16 protein-coding genes are annotated in these 19,361 nt (G+C 44.6%); 14 read left to right on the plus strand and 2 right to left on the minus strand.

The features are described from left to right. The first annotated feature begins 6 nt into the window (after positions 1-6). The 12 genes from IE165_RS12685 (at position 7) to flxY (ending at position 13,179) form a co-directional block, all read left to right on the plus strand. On the plus strand, positions 7-264 hold the full coding sequence (locus tag IE165_RS12685; RefSeq protein WP_189627005.1) for a phosphopantetheine-binding protein: 258 nt from the start codon (positions 7-9) through the stop codon (positions 262-264). Further along, a complete protein-coding gene (locus tag IE165_RS12690) occupies positions 264-1,463 on the plus strand; it encodes a beta-ketoacyl-[acyl-carrier-protein] synthase family protein (RefSeq protein WP_189627006.1) in 1,200 nt (399 codons plus the stop codon). The genes IE165_RS12685 and IE165_RS12690 overlap by 1 nt, the downstream gene beginning before the upstream one ends. Further along, complete coding sequence (locus IE165_RS12695; RefSeq protein ID WP_189627007.1) at positions 1,460-2,521, plus strand: beta-ketoacyl synthase chain length factor; 1,062 nt, start codon at positions 1,460-1,462, stop codon at positions 2,519-2,521. The genes IE165_RS12690 and IE165_RS12695 overlap by 4 nt, the downstream gene beginning before the upstream one ends. After that, positions 2,515-3,288, plus strand: a complete 774-nt coding sequence (locus IE165_RS12700; protein ID WP_189627008.1) for a polysaccharide deacetylase family protein — start codon at positions 2,515-2,517, stop codon at positions 3,286-3,288. Before IE165_RS12695 ends, IE165_RS12700 begins: the two co-directional genes overlap by 7 nt. Beyond that, entirely contained in the window at positions 3,278-3,904 is a 627-nt protein-coding gene (gene lolA2, locus IE165_RS12705) for a flexirubin biosynthesis/transport protein LolA2 (RefSeq protein WP_189627009.1), read from the plus strand. The genes IE165_RS12700 and lolA2 overlap by 11 nt, the downstream gene beginning before the upstream one ends. Then, positions 3,882-4,505, plus strand: coding sequence for a flexirubin biosynthesis protein LolB2 (gene lolB2, locus IE165_RS12710; RefSeq protein WP_506004873.1), 624 nt, complete (start codon positions 3,882-3,884; stop codon positions 4,503-4,505). The genes lolA2 and lolB2 overlap by 23 nt, the downstream gene beginning before the upstream one ends. 8 nt (positions 4,506-4,513) lie before the next feature. Further along, entirely contained in the window at positions 4,514-4,888 is a 375-nt protein-coding gene (locus tag IE165_RS12715) for an ApeI family dehydratase (RefSeq protein WP_189627011.1), read from the plus strand. Between the two features lie 2 nt (positions 4,889-4,890). Then, positions 4,891-5,376, plus strand: a complete 486-nt coding sequence (locus IE165_RS12720) for a hypothetical protein (protein ID WP_189627012.1) — start codon at positions 4,891-4,893, stop codon at positions 5,374-5,376. 11 nt (positions 5,377-5,387) lie between these two features. Further along, positions 5,388-6,569: a DUF2062 domain-containing protein gene (locus IE165_RS12725; RefSeq protein WP_229826545.1), complete on the plus strand. Its 1,182-nt coding sequence runs from the start codon at positions 5,388-5,390 to the stop codon at positions 6,567-6,569. Continuing rightward, positions 6,569-10,216: an MMPL family transporter gene (locus IE165_RS12730; protein WP_189627013.1), complete on the plus strand. Its 3,648-nt coding sequence runs from the start codon at positions 6,569-6,571 to the stop codon at positions 10,214-10,216. The genes IE165_RS12725 and IE165_RS12730 overlap by 1 nt, the downstream gene beginning before the upstream one ends. Further along, positions 10,213-11,754, plus strand: a complete 1,542-nt coding sequence (locus tag IE165_RS12735; RefSeq protein WP_189627014.1) for a phytoene desaturase family protein — start codon at positions 10,213-10,215, stop codon at positions 11,752-11,754. The genes IE165_RS12730 and IE165_RS12735 overlap by 4 nt, the downstream gene beginning before the upstream one ends. Positions 11,755-11,874: 120 nt before the next feature. Then, positions 11,875-13,179, plus strand: a complete 1,305-nt coding sequence (flxY, locus tag IE165_RS12740; protein ID WP_229826546.1) for a flexirubin biosynthesis putative acyl-CoA ligase FlxY — start codon at positions 11,875-11,877, stop codon at positions 13,177-13,179. Here the strand turns inward: flxY and IE165_RS12745 are convergent. Both IE165_RS12745 and dapF read right to left on the minus strand, forming a co-directional pair. Next, the gene (locus IE165_RS12745) at positions 13,176-16,052 is read right to left on the minus strand and encodes a DEAD/DEAH box helicase (protein ID WP_189627016.1); all 2,877 of its coding nucleotides are present in this window, start codon (positions 16,050-16,052) and stop codon (positions 13,176-13,178) included. The two genes, flxY and IE165_RS12745, sit on opposite strands and share 4 nt — an antisense overlap. 109 nt (positions 16,053-16,161) lie before the next feature. Then, positions 16,162-16,944 carry a diaminopimelate epimerase gene (gene dapF, locus IE165_RS12750; protein WP_189627017.1) on the minus strand — a complete coding sequence of 261 codons (783 nt, stop codon included), beginning with the start codon at positions 16,942-16,944 and terminating at the stop codon, positions 16,162-16,164. A gap of 218 nt (positions 16,945-17,162) precedes the next feature. Between dapF and IE165_RS12755 the strand changes: the two genes are divergently transcribed. Together IE165_RS12755 and IE165_RS12760 are read left to right on the plus strand one after the other, a co-directional pair. Next, positions 17,163-18,707, plus strand: a complete 1,545-nt coding sequence (locus tag IE165_RS12755; RefSeq protein ID WP_189627018.1) for a Do family serine endopeptidase — start codon at positions 17,163-17,165, stop codon at positions 18,705-18,707. Between the two features lie 83 nt (positions 18,708-18,790). Next, a complete protein-coding gene (locus IE165_RS12760) occupies positions 18,791-19,243 on the plus strand; it encodes a low molecular weight protein-tyrosine-phosphatase (RefSeq protein ID WP_189627019.1) in 453 nt (150 codons plus the stop codon). Positions 19,244-19,361 lie beyond the last annotated feature (118 nt).

The following is a 19,361-nucleotide window of genomic DNA, read 5'->3' on the forward strand; positions in this document are numbered from 1 at the left end:
CTAGAAATGGCAGAGTTAAAAGAAGAATTAAAAGAGAAGATTATAGCCGTGCTGAATCTTGAAGATATCGCTGTGGAGGACATCAACGACAACGACCCCTTATTCGGCGAAGGCCTAGGACTGGACTCTATAGACGCCTTGGAACTTATTGTATTGATGGATAAGGAATATGGCATCAAGTTGTCAGACCCAAAGCAAGGCAAGACTATTTTTGAATCGATAGAGAGTATGTCGGCATACATTGCCGAAAATAGGACGAAGTAATGGTTCATTCTGGCATTGCAGTCACCGGCATGGGAATTATTTCCGCTATAGGAAGTACGAATGAGGAGAGTTTTCAGGCACTATTAAACGGGAAACACGGTATTTCGCGTGTGCAGAATTTTGATACGAAACATAAAGACCATATCCTGGTGGGAGAAATCAAATACTCCAACAGGCAGTTGGCTGCATTACTGGGCATTACGGAACCCCATAATTTTACACGGACGGCCCTTTTAGGCGCTCTTGCCGCGAAGGCCGCAATAGCTGATGCCGGAATAAGCGATGTCAACGCGCAACGAACAGGATTGATATCCTCTACCAGTGTGGGCGGGATGGATTACACCGAACGCTATTTTTACGAATACCTCACTAATCCAAGTTTGCACCCGTACATTAGTACGCACGATGCGGGAGATTCATCGCATAAGATCGCGGAGTGCCTCGGACTGGAAGGAATCGTCACAACGATCAGTACGGCATGTTCCTCTGCCGCAAACGCGATTATGATGGGAGCGCGGCTAATCAAATCTGGTCGATTGGATCGAGTGATCGTGGGCGGTACAGACGCCTTGAGCAAGTTTACCATCAATGGCTTCAAGACACTAATGATATTGACCGATGATTATTGCAGACCATTTGATAACGAACGCTGTGGGTTAAATTTGGGAGAAGCTGCGGCCTATTTGGTTTTAGAGTCTGCCATGTCGCTGAAAAAAGATGGAAAAAAACCCTTGGCTTTTCTGCGGGGCTACGGCAATGCAAACGACGCCTTCCACCAAACGGCATCTTCTGAAAATGGTGAGGGCGCATTTTTAGCCATGAAAAAGGCATTCCAAGCTGCTGATCTTGATCCTGCGGCCATAGACTACGTGAATGCACATGGTACGGCCACGCCGAATAACGATCTTTCGGAGGGTCGAGCCTTGACGCGCATTTTCGGGGATCATGTGCCGGTGTTTAGCTCTACCAAGCCCTTTACCGGCCATACGCTTGCAGCGGCGGCCGCTATTGAAGCTGTTTTCAGCATTTTGGCCCTCCAACAAGGTGTTGTATTCCCAAATCTTCATTTTCAACACAAGATGGCAGAGCTTGATCTTATCCCACAGACCGAAACCTTACATAGACCCTTGTCAAACGTTTTGTCAAATTCGTTTGGCTTTGGCGGAAACTGTTCGACCCTTATATTTTCGAAAGCATGAAAAACAACGTGTTCATTAACGGAATAGGTGCGGTAACAGCACAGGGTATATGGCGTACCGAATTGTTTGAAGAAGCATCGGAATTAAATGAGGCGGTCAATCATGCACAGCAACCTTCTTATAAAGAATTTATTGCGCCAGCGATGAGCCGACGTATGTCGCGCGGGATAAAAATGGGCATTTATGCCGCACAGCAAGCGCTTGATGAGGCCGAGGTGACCGTTCCCGATGCGATTATCACCGGTACGGGCTTAGGGTGTTCAGAAGACTCTGAGAAGTTCCTGCGTAATATCTTGGATAACCAAGAGGAATTTCTGACCCCCACATCGTTCATTCAATCTACCCACAACACCGTCGCGGCCCAGATCGCATTGCGATTGCAGTGTAAAGGATATAACTTTACCTATGTAAATCGCTCCATTTCTTTTGAATCCGCGCTATTGGATGCGCTGTTGCAACTGCAGCAAGGTGAAGAAGAACATATATTGGTGGGCGGTGTTGATGAGGTGTCAGACCACACCTTCCGCTTGCTGCAACTTATCGAGGAGGTTAAGGCTTCGGACACCAATGAGACGGTAAAGACAAGCGTGACGCCAGGTGTGAATTATGGAGAGGGCGCTACATTTTTTTCGTTGGGTGTGCAGAAAACGAGAAGCAGTTATGCCGAACTTGTCGATATCCATATACAACATCGCGTGGATCGAGCCGAACTTCCGGATTTCGTCGCGCAGTTTTTGGAGCGCAATACACTTGCTGCTGCAGATGTGGATGCATTGCTTTTGGGCTACAATGGCGATTCCGCAAGTGACAGCTATTATGTAGCTTTTGAAGCACTTTTTCCTCAAGCTGCATCGCTCTATTACAAGCATTTAAGTGGGCAATATGATGCCTGTTCTGCATTTGGGCTCGCGGCGGCGGCTTCGGTGTTACAGCAGAGACACATCCCATCGCGCTTAAAATGGAAGGACAATACTGCTCCTGGTCCACTGAAAACTGTTCTTCTGTATAATCAATTAAAAGGCAAGGATCACGCCTTGACATTAATCCGGGCATGCTAAAGCATCGGTGGGTGAAGCCGCTAAATTTGGCTTTTGCAGGTTTAAGCTTGGTATATGCCTTGTTCGGAGGCTCTTTGCTATGGTTTGTCAGCAGCGGCATCATAGCGCTGGCACTTACCGCTTGGGGGGTGTTTGATATTCGCTTGAGCTATTTCATGCCTGTTTTTTATAGAGAAAAGAATTGCTCGACGAAGCGAGTGGCCTTGACTTTTGACGATGGTCCTTCTGACTATACCTCCGAGATTCTTGATCTGTTGTATGAGTTTGATAGCAAGGCTACGTTTTTCTGTATCGGGATACATGTGGAACGCCTTCCACAGGTTGTCCAGCGTATGCTTCTTGAAGGACACACCATTGCCAACCACACCCTTTCTCACGAGCGGCATTTTGGATTTCTTCCGGTAACGCGGTTGATGAAAGAAATTGATAGCTGTACCGAAGTCATAGCACATGCTGTTGGAAAACGTCCTGTTCTTTTTCGACCTCCTTTTGGCGTGACTAATCCTTCTGTTGCGAAAGCAGTCAAAAGCTTAGAACTACAAGCGATCGGGTGGAGTAACCGTTCGCTGGACACAGTTATTGATAACGAAGAAAAACTATTTAGGCGTGTGGTAGGTAGGTTAAGACCCGGAGATATCATCCTCCTGCATGATACCAAGCTTCGGACGGCTCGTGTACTTCGTCGGATACTGCTTCATTTGAAAGCAGAAGGTTATAGCTGTGTTTCTGTCGATGATTTATTAAATTTGCAAGCATATGAGGGTTAAAATAAGTTACATGCTGTTGTTTATGCTTCCTTTTTTTAGTGATGCGCAAACACGGCAAATGACATCAAGTGAAATTTCGGTTTTCCAACAAACGTTGAAAGAATCAGTGCAGGTCAAAACACTTTCTGCAGATTTCGTGCAGTATAAGCACATGAATTTCATCAAGCAGCCCATTACATCATCCGGCAAAATATACCTCAAACAGCCTGACCGATTAAGCTGGTCGTATACAGCGCCTTTTCAGTACAGAATGGTTTTCCGCGATAACAAGATTTTTATCGACGATCAAGGGAAAAAGAAATCCATGGACATCGGTAACAGCAAGCAGTTTGAAAAAATCAGCCGGTTGGTCTCATCGAGCATGCGCGGCGGGGGGTATGACGAGAAAGAGTTTACGGTTTCTTACCTGAAAAAAGGCGATGCAAATATGTTGAAGCTCTTTCCCAAGTTGCAGGATATAAAAAAATATATCAAGGAAATTGTGTTGGTTTTTTCAGATAAAGATACACAGGTTGAAGAGGTGACACTCGTGGAACCATCCAACGACTATACACGATTTATTTTAAAGAATAGAAAAGTTAATGGGCAGATCAATGAATCGGTATTTAATCTTTAGTTTGTTAGCGGTCTTATTATGCGGGAGCTGTCGCTCCTATCAATACCCAAACGCGGTTGGCATGCGAACTTCTCATCAACAGGAAGTGAATAACTATTATACAGATACGACGCACACCTGGGTATACCGCTCTCAGATCCAAGCGTTCGGCAAGGATATGACAGGCCATTTGATTATTCGAGCCATGGCGCCCAACACCCATCGCCTAGCGTTGGTAAGCGATCTCGGACAGACAATTTTGGATGTTTCTGTGTTTCCAGATCGCCATGAGTTGCACGCCGCGATGGCTGACATCAACAAGAAAATCCTCGTGAAAGAATTAGCTTGGGTTTTTAGGAGTTTAACCGAGCGGCGATATGTACAAAATGCCCTCATTTTTATGGATAAGCAGCATTACCCTGTCTATGTCGTTGATGACCATTTTTACAGTATGGAGGAACGTCACTTGGCCGACATCGTCGTCACAAAAAATGGAAAAGAGCGATTTCACGTTTCCTTTGATGATGTACAAAGGAAGTTACCGAAAAACATAACCATCCAACATAAAAAGTATCCGGTTGCTATACAATTAAAGTTGGATGAAAAGCAATCGGTGTTGTAACTATTGATATGAGTTTATTAAAGGAGTTTTATAGCGTAGAAAGTTTAGAAAAGCAAACGGACAGTAGATATGTGGCCCGCATATGCCTGAATCCAAAGCATTCGATATTTAAAGGACATTTTCCAGGCAACCCGGTGACGCCGGGCGTGTGTATGATGCAGATTATTAAAGATCTAACGGAGCAGATCACGGCGCGTACGCTGTTTATGTCGAGCTCGTCCAATGTAAAATTTATGGCGCTCATAAATCCCGAGATCAATCCGATATTAAGCTTACAACTGGACTTGGCTCTTGCCGATGAGCAAACGATCAAAGTCAAAAACGTCACCACTTTTGACGATACTGTGGCACTGAAATTGACGAATACCTATAAAATGATATAGTTATGAAGGGGATATTGGTTATATTCTTTACATTATTGTCTTTGGGGAGTATTGATCTTGACACGGTCCGTAAGTATTTCGAGGAATCCAAAAACTCAAAGGCCGCAACAGACAACTTATACAAACTAATGCAGGAATACCGGCAGGAGGATCCGGTTCTACTTGCTTACAAGGGTGCCGCACTTACCTTGCAGGCTCGATACCTGACTGAACGTTCGGAGAAGAAAAAGATGGTTTCTCAAGGTATTGCACTGATAGAGCGCGCGGTGAAGTTATCGCCCAAGCAAGTTGAAGTTCGATTGATACGTTTGGCAGTGCAGGAGCATTCGCCGAAGATACTAAAGTACAAAACGGATATTGGCGAGGATAAACAATTTATCTTGTCAAATCTATCGTCGCAGCCGTCTGCTATAAGGTCCATGGTTAAGCGCTATGCAAAGCAATCTCAGTTGTTTACCGCTGATGAACAACGGAAGTTAAGTCAATAATTGAGGTGAGGATGGAGAACGTGGCAATAGCAGAGGTAATGAAACGACTGGGTATTGTAGTTGTTGTTCCCACCTATAACAATGCGCGAACACTTAGTCGTGTTCTAGATGGGATACTGCAATATACATTGGATGTAATTGTCGTTAATGATGGGTCTACGGATGGTACTTCAAATATTTTAGCTGGATACCCGATGCTTGATGTGATTACACAGTCGGAAAATAGCGGCAAGGGTTTGGCTCTTCGAGCCGGCATAAAACGATCGCTATCCCGTGAGTTCAAGTATGCGATAACAATTGATTCTGACGGGCAGCATTATCCGGAAGATATCGCTTCCTTCGTGCGATACATCGCAAACGAAGACGAACCAGTCCTTCTCATAGGAAGTCGTAATATGGCGCAAGATTCCGTTCCGCGGAAAAGTAGCTTTGGCAATAGGTTTTCGAATTTTTGGTTTTGGTTGGAGACCGGCATAAAGCTGACCGATACACAATCCGGATTCAGAGCTTATCCGTTGCAGCACATCGCTAAAAAGTTCTACACTACGAAATTTGAATTTGAAATAGAAATTATCGTTCGTGCGGCATGGGCCGGCGTCAAGGTCATAAATATACCCGTTCGAGTATTGTATGATCCTGCTGAACGTGTCTCGCACTTCCGTCCTTTTAAAGATTTTACGCGAATCAGCGTATTGAACACGGTCTTGGTTTTTTTAACTTTCTTCTATATCCTACCGCGAAATTTTTTTCGGAATTTCAAAAAAAAAAAACTAGCAGATTTTATTAAAGAGAATATCTTGGGTAGCGACGATTCTCCAAAAAAAAAGGCGCTATCTATTGGATTGGGAGTGTTTATGGGCATTGCTCCGGTTTGGGGTTTTCAGACCGCCCTGACCATCACATTGGCGGTATTTCTAAGGCTCAACAAAGTACTTGCTTTTGCATGCTCGAATATTAGTTTGGCACCGTTCATTCCCTTTGTCATCTATGCTTCCCTACTCGTTGGAAGTCTGCTTTGCCCATCCCAACCATCTTTGGAGCTAGGCAGGATTTCACTCGATATGGTAAAGTCACACCTTTTGCAATATTTAGTGGGTAGTTTGCTCTTGGCTTCGGGAATGGCCTTACTAATCGGCTTTTCGAGCTATTTTTTTCTGAAAATTAACCGGCAAAAGAGTATTGCCCAACGATAATGGAGACTTTCTTCCACCATACCTACTTATGGGTGCAGCGGAACAAACTGCTATCCTGTGCTATTGCACTAGTTTTCCTGACGAGCTGTATTTATCTATCGGCAAAAATTCGCTTCGAAGAAGATATCACGCAGATTATTCCAAAAAGCGACAACGCAGATGAAATGGCGCGTGCCCTTAAGCAGATGAACTTCGCAGACAAAATCACCGTGCTATTTGACAGAGCCGACACGGTGCCGCCTGCAAGGCTTACCGCGATGGCAACGTCCTTTATGGATTCTCTAGCTAGAGACACGGTTTTTGTCAAAGGGATCTCTGGGCAGTTTGACACCGAGGATTTGCAGGAAAGCTACGACTTTGTATATCGGCATTTACCGCTTTTCCTTGATACGGCTACGTATGCTCAGGTGGAGAGAAGATTATCCCCGGACTCTATTCGCATGCGCGTGGCGCAGAATTATCGCGCATTGGTAGCGCCAACTGGCTTCTTCACTAGCCGATTGATGCAAAAAGATCCTTTGGGTTTGGGTTTTTTAGGATTGGAAAAAGTAAGGCAACAAGGGGTCGGGGATGCTTTTATATTGATGGATGGTTTTGTCGCTAGCCGCGATAGCAGTAAGATACTATTGTTTATTGATCCGATCTTTCAAGGGGCAGATACAGAGCATAATACGCAGTTTGTAGGACATCTAGAGACCATTCGGCAGCAAATGGAAAAACATTTTCTCGGACAGTCCATATCCTATTATGGCTCCACTTTCATTGCGGTGGCCAATGCCAAGCAGATAAAGCGGGATATCTCAACCACGGTACTCATTTCGATGTCTATCCTGATGGTCTTGTTGGTGCTTTTTTACAAACGGCTATACATTCCTGTATTAGTGTTTATCCCGACAGTCTTCGCGGTGGCTTTCGCCTTGGCTTGCCTTTATTTATACAAGCCTGTTATTTCTGCTATATCGTTAAGTATTGCGGCCGTACTACTGGGCATCACGATAGACTATACCTTGCATGTGTTGACCCATTTCAAGACATCAGGAGATATTCGGACGTTGTATCAGGAGTTGACTCGTCCGCTATTGATGAGCGGTGCTACCAGCGCAGTTGCTTTCTTGTGCCTGTTGTTTGTGCATTCTTCAGCACTTATCGATTTGGGTATCTTCGCCTCCATCAGTATATTTTCTTCTTCGATTTTCACCTTGCTGCTGATTCCGCACCTATACCGTCCTAAGCGAGAAATACGCTATAATTCGATTATTGAAAAAGTTTCAGGATTTTCTTTCGAACGTAACAAACCGCTAATTGCATTATGCTTTCTGTTACTGCTCATCAGCTGTTTTACAAGCGGCAAAGTAGGTTATAATAATGATCTAGCCGCACTGAATTTTATCCCTAAAGAGCTGCGGAAGGTGGAGTCGAAACTAGACTCCTTGCTGCGTATGTCTTCCAAGTCACTGTATTTGGTATCAACTGGCCGTAGCTTTAATGAAGCGGCAAAGAAAACCGACCAATTGTTCGCTTCTTTACAGCGTGCGAAAGCAGCAGGAAAGATAGTCGATTATAGTGGCCTCACGACGTTTCCATTGTCCATCGAGTCACAACAGATCTATCTGCAGCGGTGGGAATCTTTTTGGAATGCAGAGCGAAGGGACCGTGTGCGTTCACAACTCATACGGGAAGGCGAAAAATTTGGCTTTTCAGCGACTACACACGGCGAATTTTACAGCCTTATAGCCCAAAAGCAGGCGCCTATGGGTGTTGGTGAAATGATTGGTTCAAAACTTATGCCTGCACAGGATTTTGTTGCATCGCAAAACGGCTTTTTTACGATTTCTACTTTAGTAAAAGTATCACCGGAAAAGCGTAGTCAATTTTTGCAGGATATCAACAGAACAGCCGATGTCTTAGTGATCGATAGACAGCATTTAAATGAACATTTCCTCGGCCAGCTCCGTGATGATTTCAATAGGTTAATCGGTTATTCCTTCTTTGCCGTATTGCTTATCCTTTGGGTGTTCTTCCGGCGTCTAGAATTGGTTTTGCTTAGTGCTATTCCCATTGCCCTCACGGGGCTGGTAACGACAGGACTAATGGGATTGTTTGGCTTAGAGTTCAATATTTTCAGCGCGATAGTCTGTACGTTGGTTTTCGGTCATGGTGTAGACTTTAGCATTTTTATGACTGCTGCGTTGCAGAAGCAGTACAGTACGGGTAGGGATGAGCTTCAGACCTATAGAACTTCGATTCTATTGGCGGTGTTGACCACCGTTTTAGCTATCGGCGCACTTGTCTTTGCCAAACATCCAGCGTTGCTGTCCATTGCATCGGTGTCCCTTATCGGTGTATTTGCTGCAGTGATTATAACCTTCGTATTTTATCCAATTCTTTTCCGCTTTTTTATATCCAATAGGGCAAAACGCGGAAAGTCGCCATTCACGGTCGGCATAGCATTTTTCTCTATCCTCTTTTTTCTCTACTATGGAATAGGCACGGTATTGCTATCCTTCCTGTGTCGGACTTTGCTGATGGTTTTGCCAATGAAGCGTGATAGAAAGGATCGTATTTTTAGGCGTATGATGGCGCTTTTCATGAAATCAGTATTGTACATGGATCCGCGGACTACGCATAGAACATGGAATATCCATGGTGAAAAGTTTGATCAACCGGCAGTTGTCATTGCCAACCACAGCTCTTTTTTGGATACGCTTTCCTTGGGTATGCTGGTGCCAAAAGGGATATTCCTGGTGAATGACTGGGTATGGAATTCGCCGATTTTCGGTCGTGCAGTGAAAGCTTTAGGCTTCTATCCGGTAAGTAGTGGACTGGACAATGGGCTCGAGTTTTTACGCGATAAGGTGAAAAAAGGATACTCGTTAATCGTTTTTCCGGAGGGGACACGCTCTCCTGATAACGTCATTAAGCGTTTTCATAAAGGCGCATTCTATTTGGCGGAAGAGTTCGATCTGGACATTGTGCCTATTTATTTATTGGGAAATGGCGATGTGTTGCCCAAGGGGGATATCTTGATTTTTGCAGGTGCATTGAATCCGGTGATTGGCAAACGGATTGACATCCACAATGCTGAATTTGGAACAGACTACAGTATGCGGACAAAAAAGATAATGTCTTGTTATCGAACTAACTACACGCGATGGAGGTATAAGTTTGAGCATGCAGATTACTTTTTGAAGAAAATTGTATTGGCTTATCTTTTTAAGGATGATGATCTTGTGCGGCAAGTGAAGCACGCGCTTCGTGCTTATGCTTCAAAATACCATGCCCTGCGCCAGCATATCGAGCAGGTAGCAAGTGTGTGGCACCTCTCGGACAGCTACGGCGAATTCGACTATTTGCTCTCCTTGCAACAGGGACGGCATAAGGTGGTGGGTGTCATCGCTGATAACGAAAAAAGAGCCGTCGCCGAAAGTATATATTGGCACAAGCACAGACAGGTTAGATTTGTTGAGGCTATATATGAGCCGCTTGGACCCCTTGTTATCCACCCAGCCTGCGCACTCCAAAAATTTCATTTGGAACAGTTGATGTTTTTTCAAGAAATATATACCTTTAAAGATGAACCTTTCTTAGATGAAGGTGGCTGGACACCTGTCAGGCTTTCAGACTTTGTTATACGTTATGTAAGATGATCTCAGAGCGAAGTAAATATGATGTGGTAATCGTTGGTAGCGGTTTGGGAGGTCTCGTTACGGCTGTAACTTTGGCAAAGGAGGGCAAGCGGGTTTGCATATTGGAGAAGAATAGCCAATTTGGGGGTAATCTGCAGACTTTCGCACGCCATAAAAAGCTTTTTGACACGGGGGTACACTATATAGGTGGGCTCGGTAAAGGACAGAACCTGTATCAATATTTTTCCTATTTGGGTATCATGTCTGACCTAAAGGTGGAACGCATGCCCCCAGTTTTCGATTATATTTCCTTTGGCGATAAAGAGACACTCTTTCCAATTGCGCAAGGGTATCAGGCCTTTATCGAACACTTGCTACCTCATTTTCCGAACGAACGAAATGCGCTGCAGCAGTATGTAAAAGATCTTGACTATGTATGTCATGCCTTTCCGCTGTACTATGTTGAAGATGGCGAGGGATATAAGACGGAGGTGTTATATTGTAGTGTCAAAGATTACTTTCGTAACTTAACCCAGGACGAGCGGCTGCGTTCCGTATTGGTAGGCAACAATTTTCTATATGCTGGTGAGGATGATAAAACACCGTTTTATGTACATGCGCTTGCACTAAACGCCTATCTTCTTGGTGCTTATCGCTGTCCAAAAGGAGGCAGTCAAATCAGTAAGTTGCTGATTCGGGAGTTGTTAACGATGGGTGGGGTAGCATGCAAACGCGAAGAAGTGGTCTCTTTGGATATCGATGCAGGAAAGGTGGCCTACGTGACAACGCACAGCGGCAAGCAATTTCATGCGGAGTTATTTGTTTTGAATATAGATCCCAAGCGCGCGCTTCAGCTTGTGGGAAGGGAATACTTCAGAAAGCCTTTTTTTGATCGCGTACAACAGCTGCCTGTGACAACTTCTGCATGCAGTGTCCACATTGTACTGAAACCAAATAAAATTCGCTACCAAGCTTACAATCTGTATCACCATGATAGTTTGGAGTCGGTGTGGCAAGCAACGCGTTACCGCCTTCAGGATTGGCCTGCCATGTTTATGCTGTCCATGACAGCCGACTCCGCGAATCCGGCGCATGCAGACACATTAACGTTACTTACATACATGCATTTTGAGGAAGTTGGGCTTTGGGAAGATACGCATAATACGGTCGTGAATCCCTCAGCAAGGGGGGAGGCTTACGAACGTTTTAAAGCAAATCGGGCTGATGTCTTGATCGAAAAAGCCTCGAAGTATATTCCTGGATTAAAGGATGCAATAGCACATGTGCATGTGTCTACGCCCTTATCGTATCGAGATTATATCGGTATGTACCATGGAAATCTCTATGGCCATGTAAAAGATGTTACCGATCCGCTCAAAACATTCATCGCGCCCAAAACAAAGGTAGAAAATCTGTTCTTGACAGGCCACGGGATTTATATGCACGGCATTTTAGGCGTTACCATAGGTGCCATGGCTACCTGTGGGGAAATTGTTGGGAAAACGTATCTTTTGGAGAAAATCCGTAGGCATTATACAGAGCAAGCAACCGATTTATAGCAGAGCACTTTGGTCGTACCCGTCTCCCGATTTATTAATATTTTCCTATCTTCATGTTTTCTTGCAGCGCATTGTGCTGTGAGGTAAATCCGATACATGAAGATGGTACAAAAGATAGTTATGGAAAAGCAATCGGCGGCTGAAATAAAGGCCTACCAAGAGGAGCTCCTACGGCGGCAATTAGCCTATTTAAACGAACAATCTCCGTACTATCGTGCGCTATTTTCACGGCATGCTATTGATATAGAGGCGATAAGAACCATAGCGGATTTGTCTAGCATACCTACAACGAGCAAAGACGATATCCAGCATCACAATGAGGCTTTTTTTTGTGTAGCTAGGACGTCAATTGTTGATTATTGCACAACCTCCGGAACGCTCGGACGTCCCGTATCGTTTGGGCTAACAGAGTCAGATTTGGAACGTTTGGCCTACAATGAAATGCGCTCTTTCGAAACCATTGGTGTACAGCCGGGCGATCTCGTGCAGTTGATGACCACGATGGATCGTCGGTTTATGGCTGGGCTAGCCTATTTTCTAGGATTGCGCAAAATGGGAGCAGGTGTTTTGCGTGTAGGTTCTGGTGTGCCACAGATGCAATGGGATTCCATTTTACAATATAAGCCGAGATTTTTGATCGCCGTACCTTCCTTCCTATTAAAGATGATCGAATATGCCGAACAGCATGGTATAGATTATCGCAATTCCGGAGTTGAAAGTGTGCTTTGCATAGGAGAGTCATTGCGGGACCAGCAGTTGAATGACTCCCTGTTGACAGCACGCATTCGAGAAAAGTGGCCAATAAAATTACATTCTACTTATGCTTCCACGGAGATGGGAGCAGCATTCACGGAGTGTTCGTTCTTCCAAGGAGGGCACGTGCACGAGGATTTGATCATCACAGAAATATTGGACGATAATGAAGATCAAGTCGCGGATGGAGAAAGTGGCGAGCTGGTCATCACAACACTTGGTGTAGAAGCCGTGCCATTACTTCGCTTTAAGACTGGGGATATTGTCCGCCGATACACGGAACCCTGCGCCTGCGGTCGCCATACCTATCGTATTGGGCCTGTGGAAGGTCGTAAACAACATATGGTGAAATACAAGGGTACTACTCTCTATCCGCCGGCCATGCATGATCTTCTGGTCGGTTTTACCGAAATTGAGCATCATGTCATCGAGATTTTGAATAACGACATCGGTACGGACGAGATTGTCGTCTATATCTGTTCGAAATCACCTTCTGACGAATTGTTGCTGGACATAAAGGACCATTTTCGTGCCAAGTTGCGTGTAACGCCACGCGTTGAATGGAGAGCAATCGACGAATTACAAAAGATTATCTTTAATCCGCTAAGCAGAAAACCCATCACATTTATTGATAAGCGTCAGCATTTAAGCACCGATACACGTCTTGCTTAGCGCAAGAGCTCTTGGATATCCTCCGTTGATAACGATTTGACGAAACTCTCTTCGGTGGTGATCAGCGCCGCGGATATGGCACGTTTTCTTTTTTGTAACGCGAGTATTTTTTCTTCGACAGTATCTTTGCAGATGAATTTATAGATAAAAACATTCTTGGTTTGCCCGATGCGGTGTGAGCGGTCTATTGCCTGTTGCTCTACAGCTGGGTTCCACCATGGGTCCAAAATGAACACATAATCAGCTTCGGTCAAATTTAATCCTACGCCCCCTGCCTTTATAGAAATAAGGAAGAGATTGGTCGCGGCCTTTTCTTTGAAGGTGGAAACTGCTTCTTCGCGGTTGCGGGTGCTTCCGTCCAAATAGGCGTAAGCCAGTCCTTTTCTTTCAAAGTACGATTTAAAAATTTGCAGATGTTTGACGAACTGTGAGAAAATAAGAACTTTATGGCCTTCTGACGAAACCGAATCGATCATTTCGATAACCGCTTCAAACTTGCCAGAGGATATTTCATGTTGCTGATCTAGCATCAACGGGTGATTGGCAATTTGCCGCAACTTGGTCAATCCTTGGAGTAGGATAATTTGGTTTCCCTTTCCCTGCTGCCGCATGGCATTGTCTAGTATGGCGTTGCGATATTCGGATTTCGTACGCTCGTAGAGTGCGGCCTGCTCTTCCAGCATGTCACAATAGATCGTTTGCTCCGTTTTCGGGGGTAACTCTTTTGCCACTTGATCTTTCGTTCGCCGTAGAATAAACGGCTTGATAATTGCCTGAAGACGAGCCGCTTTATCTTCATCTTTCTTCTTCTCAATGGGGCTGACAAATTCTTTCTGGAAAAAGTTATAGGATCCTAAGAGACCTGGGTTTGCAAAGTGCATTTGCGACCAGATGTCCGCGACCGAATTTTCTATTGGCGTACCGCTAAGCGCCAGTTTATGGCGGCTTTTCAATGCCTTTATTGCTTTAAAAGATTTGGAAGCTGGGTTTTTTATATGTTGGCTTTCATCTAAAATGATGTAGTTGAAGAAAGATTTTGCGAGCAAGTCTTCGTCGCTTCGTACGATACCATACGTGCTGATAATCAGGTCAAAATGCGTAAATCCGTAGGGGTCTTTAAGCCTATTGGTTCCTGTGTGCAGCAGAATACGGAGTTCAGGAGCAAATTTCTCCGCTTCTTTTTGCCAGTTATAGATCAATGACGTTGGGAGGATGAGCAGCGATGTCTTGATTTGATCGGTATTTTTTAATGCCTCCTTTTGCTGCTGAAGGAGCGCTAGGGTTTGTACGGTTTTTCCAAGGCCCATGTCATCTGCCAGACAGCCCCCGAATTTGTAGCGCTGGAGGAAGTGAAACCAATTGTATCCGGCTCGTTGATACGGGCGTAGTTGGCCTTGGAAAGCTAGCGGCAGATTAGCATCATCGATTTGCTCAAAGTTTAATAGCTGCTCAAGCTTGCGATGAAAAGACACTTGCGTGTGCTCTGACAGTTCATACACCAATCCGATATGGGTTTTGCTCAGCTTTAAATTGTCCTTTTTTGCGGCAAATTGAAAAAGATGTTCATATTTAGAGAACCACTCTTCAGGTATGATTGCGATTTCGCCATTCGGCAGTAAAAACTCTCGATTTCGTTGGAGGATGTGCTCCCTTAAATCTAGGAATGGAATCTCATAGGGGCCAAAATATGCTATGGCTTGGATGTCAAACCAATCATTACTTTCTTGTATGGTTATCTCAAGCGAGGTTTTTCCGATAAAAATAGTTTTTTCCCCTTGGGCCTGTTTGATGACAAATCCCTGGGCTAGCAGTTGTTCCTTATTGCTGTTTAGCCAGTCCAAGATTGATGTTTTCTCTTCCGCTAATGTATAGCTCCCAAATAAGGCATCCTTTTTTTTGAGTCCGCCTGCCGCTAGATGGTCGGCTTGTTTTTTCTCCCAGAACAGCGAACGTTTGATGCGGTGAAATATGTAGTGGTCCTTTTCCTGTTGGTGCTCTAAACGGACGGTAACTGGATGCTCCGATCCGGCAGGAAACTCATAGGGACCGTATTTGAAAGACAATTGCACGAACGAGTCGCCCGAGGCGACGTAAAAAAGCTTCAATACCGGTAGTGCGTTTTCTTTATGTGTCTTGATGTCAAAACCTTCCGCATAAACATTGTATTTTTCCACCAAACCGCTAACGAAGGTCTCAAAATACTTTTTTTCTGTCGCGCGCGGCACGGCGATGTAGCGCTTATTGAGGAATGGACTTAGCTTTTTTCCATCCATTTCCTGATCAAAATGGTAAAGTGTATCCTCCAGTAGCAACCAGGCCTGTTTATTGACAACCACTTGTGCATTTTTGAACATGAATTCAATACGCTTTCCTTCATGTTTCAACGTTGGAAAATAGCGCGTTTCTTCCTCATTCCTACGAAAATGAAAAAGGATAGAGGTAGGTTCCTGCGCTATACGGAGTGGCTGATCGGCGGGGTAGCCATCTTTACTCATTAAAAAAAAAGGCTTTTCCCGTATTTTTTCCAATACGGTCAACATCTTTTGATCGATCTTCGGGCGGATATAATCGTAGATTTTTTGATCAAATATTTTTCCAAAGAAATCAACGGGTCGCATCGCTTTTTTATTATATCGTTTGATGATGTTTGTTTGCTCGATCTCATCAAGCAGTTTAATAATTTGATAATCATCATCTTGTAATGCGGATGCAAAATCACCTACGGTATTTGTGAATATTCGTTTATAGCTGAGCGAATAGGATCCATTTGGGTTTAGCTGAACCACATGCGGCTCGATTAAAAAACCTAAATAGGGATGCTCGCCCAGCGAATAGACAAGTTTGAACGGTAGCTGTGTGTCGATTTGTTGCATGCAGGTTTCCAGAGCGTCTAAAAAAAGGCTCTAATATACATAAAAACTGTTATAGTTACGCTTTATGCGCGGTTTCGGTGGGATGAAGCGCCTTGATTTGATAGCATACTTAAATTTTGCCTTTGAAAACAAATTGCGCTGGGCCTTTCAGTCGTACATCCGTAAACTGTTCGCCTGTACGGTTGAAGCTGATATAAAGTTGACCACCAAGCACGCGGATAGGAATTTCTAATGATCCCTCTAAACTGTATTCTACGGCTGCTGCCATGGCCGCTGCCGTAGCACCCGTGCCGCAAGCTAATGTTTCATTCTCGACACCACGTTCGAAAGTACGGACGAAGTAGCCCCCATCGCTTTCCTGTTGGACAAAGTTGACATTGATGCCTTCTTTTCTATATTTATCGTTATTTCGGATCTTATAGCCCTCCTCGTAGACAGGCAGGTTGTCAAGGTTTTGCACAAAGTGGATATAATGTGGCGAACCCGTGTCGATGACATATGCTGCACCGTCTCGAGCGGTGCCGTTCACGTCTATCATACCAAGATCCACCAATTCCTCATCTATTTTGGCTTCGTGGCGTCCGTCTACTGCCAAAAAGGCAGTTCTTTCGGCAATAATGCCCAAATCGCGAGCGAACGCAACAATGCAACGGCCGCCGTTGCCGCACATGGTCCCTTCGCGCCCGTCAGCGTTAAAGTATACCATTTCGAAATCAAAATTTTTTATATCTTGAAGAAGCATAAGACCGTCCGCACCGATTCCAAACCTTCGATCGCATAGCCTTTTTACCAGATTCACGTCGGACCGATCGAAAAAGCCAGTTCTATTGTCTACGAGGATAAAATCATTCCCCGCGCCTTGGTATTTTGAAAAAGACAATTTTTCGTCCATATCCTTGAAAATTTGAATTGAATTTAATATTCTTGTTACAAAAGTTGTTCCTTTTGTTAAATGATGTTAAAAATGACCGCTAATGAATTTAGTTAACATTTTTTAACTGACAAAAGTGGGCATGCCATTTCTAATGGTATTACATTTGACTTAACCTTTAACAATAGTGTAAAACTAAAAGATTTTTTTTAAAATAGAGATTTATAGCAATTAGTAACATGAAGAAGATAGGAGTAAGTTTAATAACAGCCTTCGTCGGGGGTGCGGTGGCTATCGGTGGCTACAAGATTTTCGAGAATAAACAACTCGGGAAGATGACACTGGAGGAGCAACAAAAAGTTTATTTTGCAAATAATCCGGGAGCGGAAATTTTATCATCTACGGGGAATCCCGATTTTACGCAGGCAGCGGCGGCTGTGTCACCCGGTGTCGTACACATCAAGGTAACAATGTCGGTGCGGCAATCGCAACGTGGTGGTGGTGGATCCCCGTTCGATATGTTTGAGGAGTTTTTCGGTATGCCACAGCAACGCCGTTCGCAACCGCGCCAAGCGATGGCGTCTGGATCTGGCGTTTTGGTGTCTCCCGATGGATATATCGTCACGAACAACCACGTAGTCGAAGACGCGGATAAAATTGAAGTACAGCTGACAGATCAGCGTACGTTAGAGGCAAAGGTGATTGGCCGTGATCCGGACTTTGATTTGGCGCTGGTAAAAGTTAATGCCAAAGATCTGCCATTTGTCAAGTTTGGTGATTCAGATAATGTTCGCATAGGAGAGTGGGTATTGGCCGTAGGGTATCCCCTAAGCTTACAGTCTACCGTTACGGCGGGTATTGTCAGTGCCAAAGGACGTCAGATCGGTATTTTAGGTGACCAAGGACAGGGTCAGGGATCTCCTTATGGCTATGGACCACAGGAACCATTGGTGCGTACAGCCGTCGAATCGTTTATTCAAACAGACGCTGTGATCAATAAAGGAAATAGTGGCGGGGCATTGGTAAACGCGCAGGGAGAGCTGATAGGAATTAATGCTGCTATTGCTTCTCCGACGGGTGTGTATGCCGGATACGGATTTGCCATTCCTGTTAACTTGGTGAAGAAAATAGTCAATGACTTCAAGAAATTTGGTACTGTACAACGTGGATATGTGGGTGTTAATTTCCGTGAAATGGACGAGGCAGCACGTAAGGAATTGAATGTAGACGACGTCAATGGTTTATACGTGGCTGATGTGGTTAAAGATGGAGCAGCAGCAGCAGCGGGCATTAAAAAAGGCGATATACTCACGAAGGTTGAAGGTTCTCCGATTTTCTCCTCTTCAGATTTGCAAGAGCGCGTGGCGAGGCTAAGCCCTGGCGACAAATTAAAGCTGACTTATAAGCGCGAAGGTAAGGAGCGAGACGTAACGGTTACACTGAAAGCGCAGGAAGCAAAAAAATCTGCTGAAGAAATTGAGAACAGCAAGAGTGCAACAGAAATTTTTAATAAACTAGGGGCTAGTTTTACGCCAGCTACTGATGCCCAAAAGAAAAAATTTGGCGCCAACTCTGGGGTCGTAATTACCCAAGTACACCGTGGTGGCATGTTTGAGTATTTTGGAGTTGAAAAAGGGCTCATCGTGACCCATGTCAATGGAAAACCCGTGAATAATGTTGATGATGTCGAGTCAGCATTGGCAGCAACAAAACGTAACATAGTGCGGATTACGGGTGTGTCGGAAGGCGGCACGGTTGAATTCAATTTCCCCGTAGAGTATTAGGAAATCTAAGTTTAGTATGTAGAAAAGGCAGATCGCAGGAGCGACCTGCCTTTTCTTATGAATGAATATGTTATTTTAGCGCAATGAAAATTCTCATGGTATGTTTAGGCAATATCTGCCGGTCGCCGCTGGCGCACGGAATATTGGCTCATTTAGTAGAAGAAGAGGGGTTGGATTGGACGGTTGAATCCGCCGGTACCGGGGACTGGCATGTAGGGCAAGGTCCGGATAGACGTTCGGTATCCGTTGCTAAGAAGTATGGCGTTGACATTGCGGCTCAGCGTGCGCGGTTATTTGATTACGATTTTTTTGATCAATACGATCATATTTTCGTGATGGACGAGAGTAATTACCGCGACGTTACTGCACTGGCGCGCAACGAAGAAGAAAGAGGGAAGGTGAAGATGTTTTTGTTGGAAGGTGTGGTGCCAGATCCGTACTTTGACGAATCATTGTTTGAGCCCGTGTACCATCTGGTCGAAAATCGTTGTCGAGAGCTACTTAATGAGCTGGTCGATACAACGCGTACTAATTGATCGGTCTAATGGTGCTTGTCGGTGTATAGGTAACGTAAAGTTTTCCATAATTTCCTATTTTTGTCTTGCGCCGTACCATGCATGAAACATAAGGATATTGTTGTACCGGCATAGACGC

It is taken from the genome of Sphingobacterium griseoflavum, assembly GCF_014653155.1.
Taxonomy (GTDB): Bacteria; Bacteroidota; Bacteroidia; order Sphingobacteriales; family Sphingobacteriaceae; genus Sphingobacterium; species Sphingobacterium griseoflavum.

Excerpts from the sequence above, each read along its gene's own strand:
- IE165_RS12695 (WP_189627007.1), top strand. The coding sequence starts at position 1,460 with ATGAAAAACAACGTGTTCATTAACGGAATAGGTGCGGTAACAGCACAG.
- IE165_RS12690 (WP_189627006.1), top strand. The coding sequence starts at position 264 with ATGGTTCATTCTGGCATTGCAGTCACCGGCATGGGAATTATTTCCGCT.
- flxY (WP_229826546.1), top strand. The coding sequence starts at position 11,875 with ATGGAAAAGCAATCGGCGGCTGAAATAAAGGCCTACCAAGAGGAGCTC.
- IE165_RS12730 (WP_189627013.1), top strand. The coding sequence starts at position 6,569 with ATGGAGACTTTCTTCCACCATACCTACTTATGGGTGCAGCGGAACAAA.
- lolB2 (WP_506004873.1), top strand. The coding sequence starts at position 3,882 with ATGAATCGGTATTTAATCTTTAGTTTGTTAGCGGTCTTATTATGCGGG.
- IE165_RS12745 (WP_189627016.1), bottom strand. The coding sequence starts at position 16,052 with ATGCAACAAATCGACACACAGCTACCGTTCAAACTTGTCTATTCGCTG.
- IE165_RS12760 (WP_189627019.1), top strand. The coding sequence starts at position 18,791 with ATGAAAATTCTCATGGTATGTTTAGGCAATATCTGCCGGTCGCCGCTG.
- IE165_RS12725 (WP_229826545.1), top strand. The coding sequence starts at position 5,388 with ATGGAGAACGTGGCAATAGCAGAGGTAATGAAACGACTGGGTATTGTA.
- IE165_RS12755 (WP_189627018.1), top strand. The coding sequence starts at position 17,163 with ATGAAGAAGATAGGAGTAAGTTTAATAACAGCCTTCGTCGGGGGTGCG.
- IE165_RS12715 (WP_189627011.1), top strand. The coding sequence starts at position 4,514 with ATGAGTTTATTAAAGGAGTTTTATAGCGTAGAAAGTTTAGAAAAGCAA.
- IE165_RS12720 (WP_189627012.1), top strand. The coding sequence starts at position 4,891 with ATGAAGGGGATATTGGTTATATTCTTTACATTATTGTCTTTGGGGAGT.
- IE165_RS12735 (WP_189627014.1), top strand. The coding sequence starts at position 10,213 with ATGATCTCAGAGCGAAGTAAATATGATGTGGTAATCGTTGGTAGCGGT.
- dapF (WP_189627017.1), bottom strand. The coding sequence starts at position 16,944 with ATGGACGAAAAATTGTCTTTTTCAAAATACCAAGGCGCGGGGAATGAT.
- IE165_RS12685 (WP_189627005.1), top strand. The coding sequence starts at position 7 with ATGGCAGAGTTAAAAGAAGAATTAAAAGAGAAGATTATAGCCGTGCTG.
- lolA2 (WP_189627009.1), top strand. The coding sequence starts at position 3,278 with ATGAGGGTTAAAATAAGTTACATGCTGTTGTTTATGCTTCCTTTTTTT.
- IE165_RS12700 (WP_189627008.1), top strand. The coding sequence starts at position 2,515 with ATGCTAAAGCATCGGTGGGTGAAGCCGCTAAATTTGGCTTTTGCAGGT.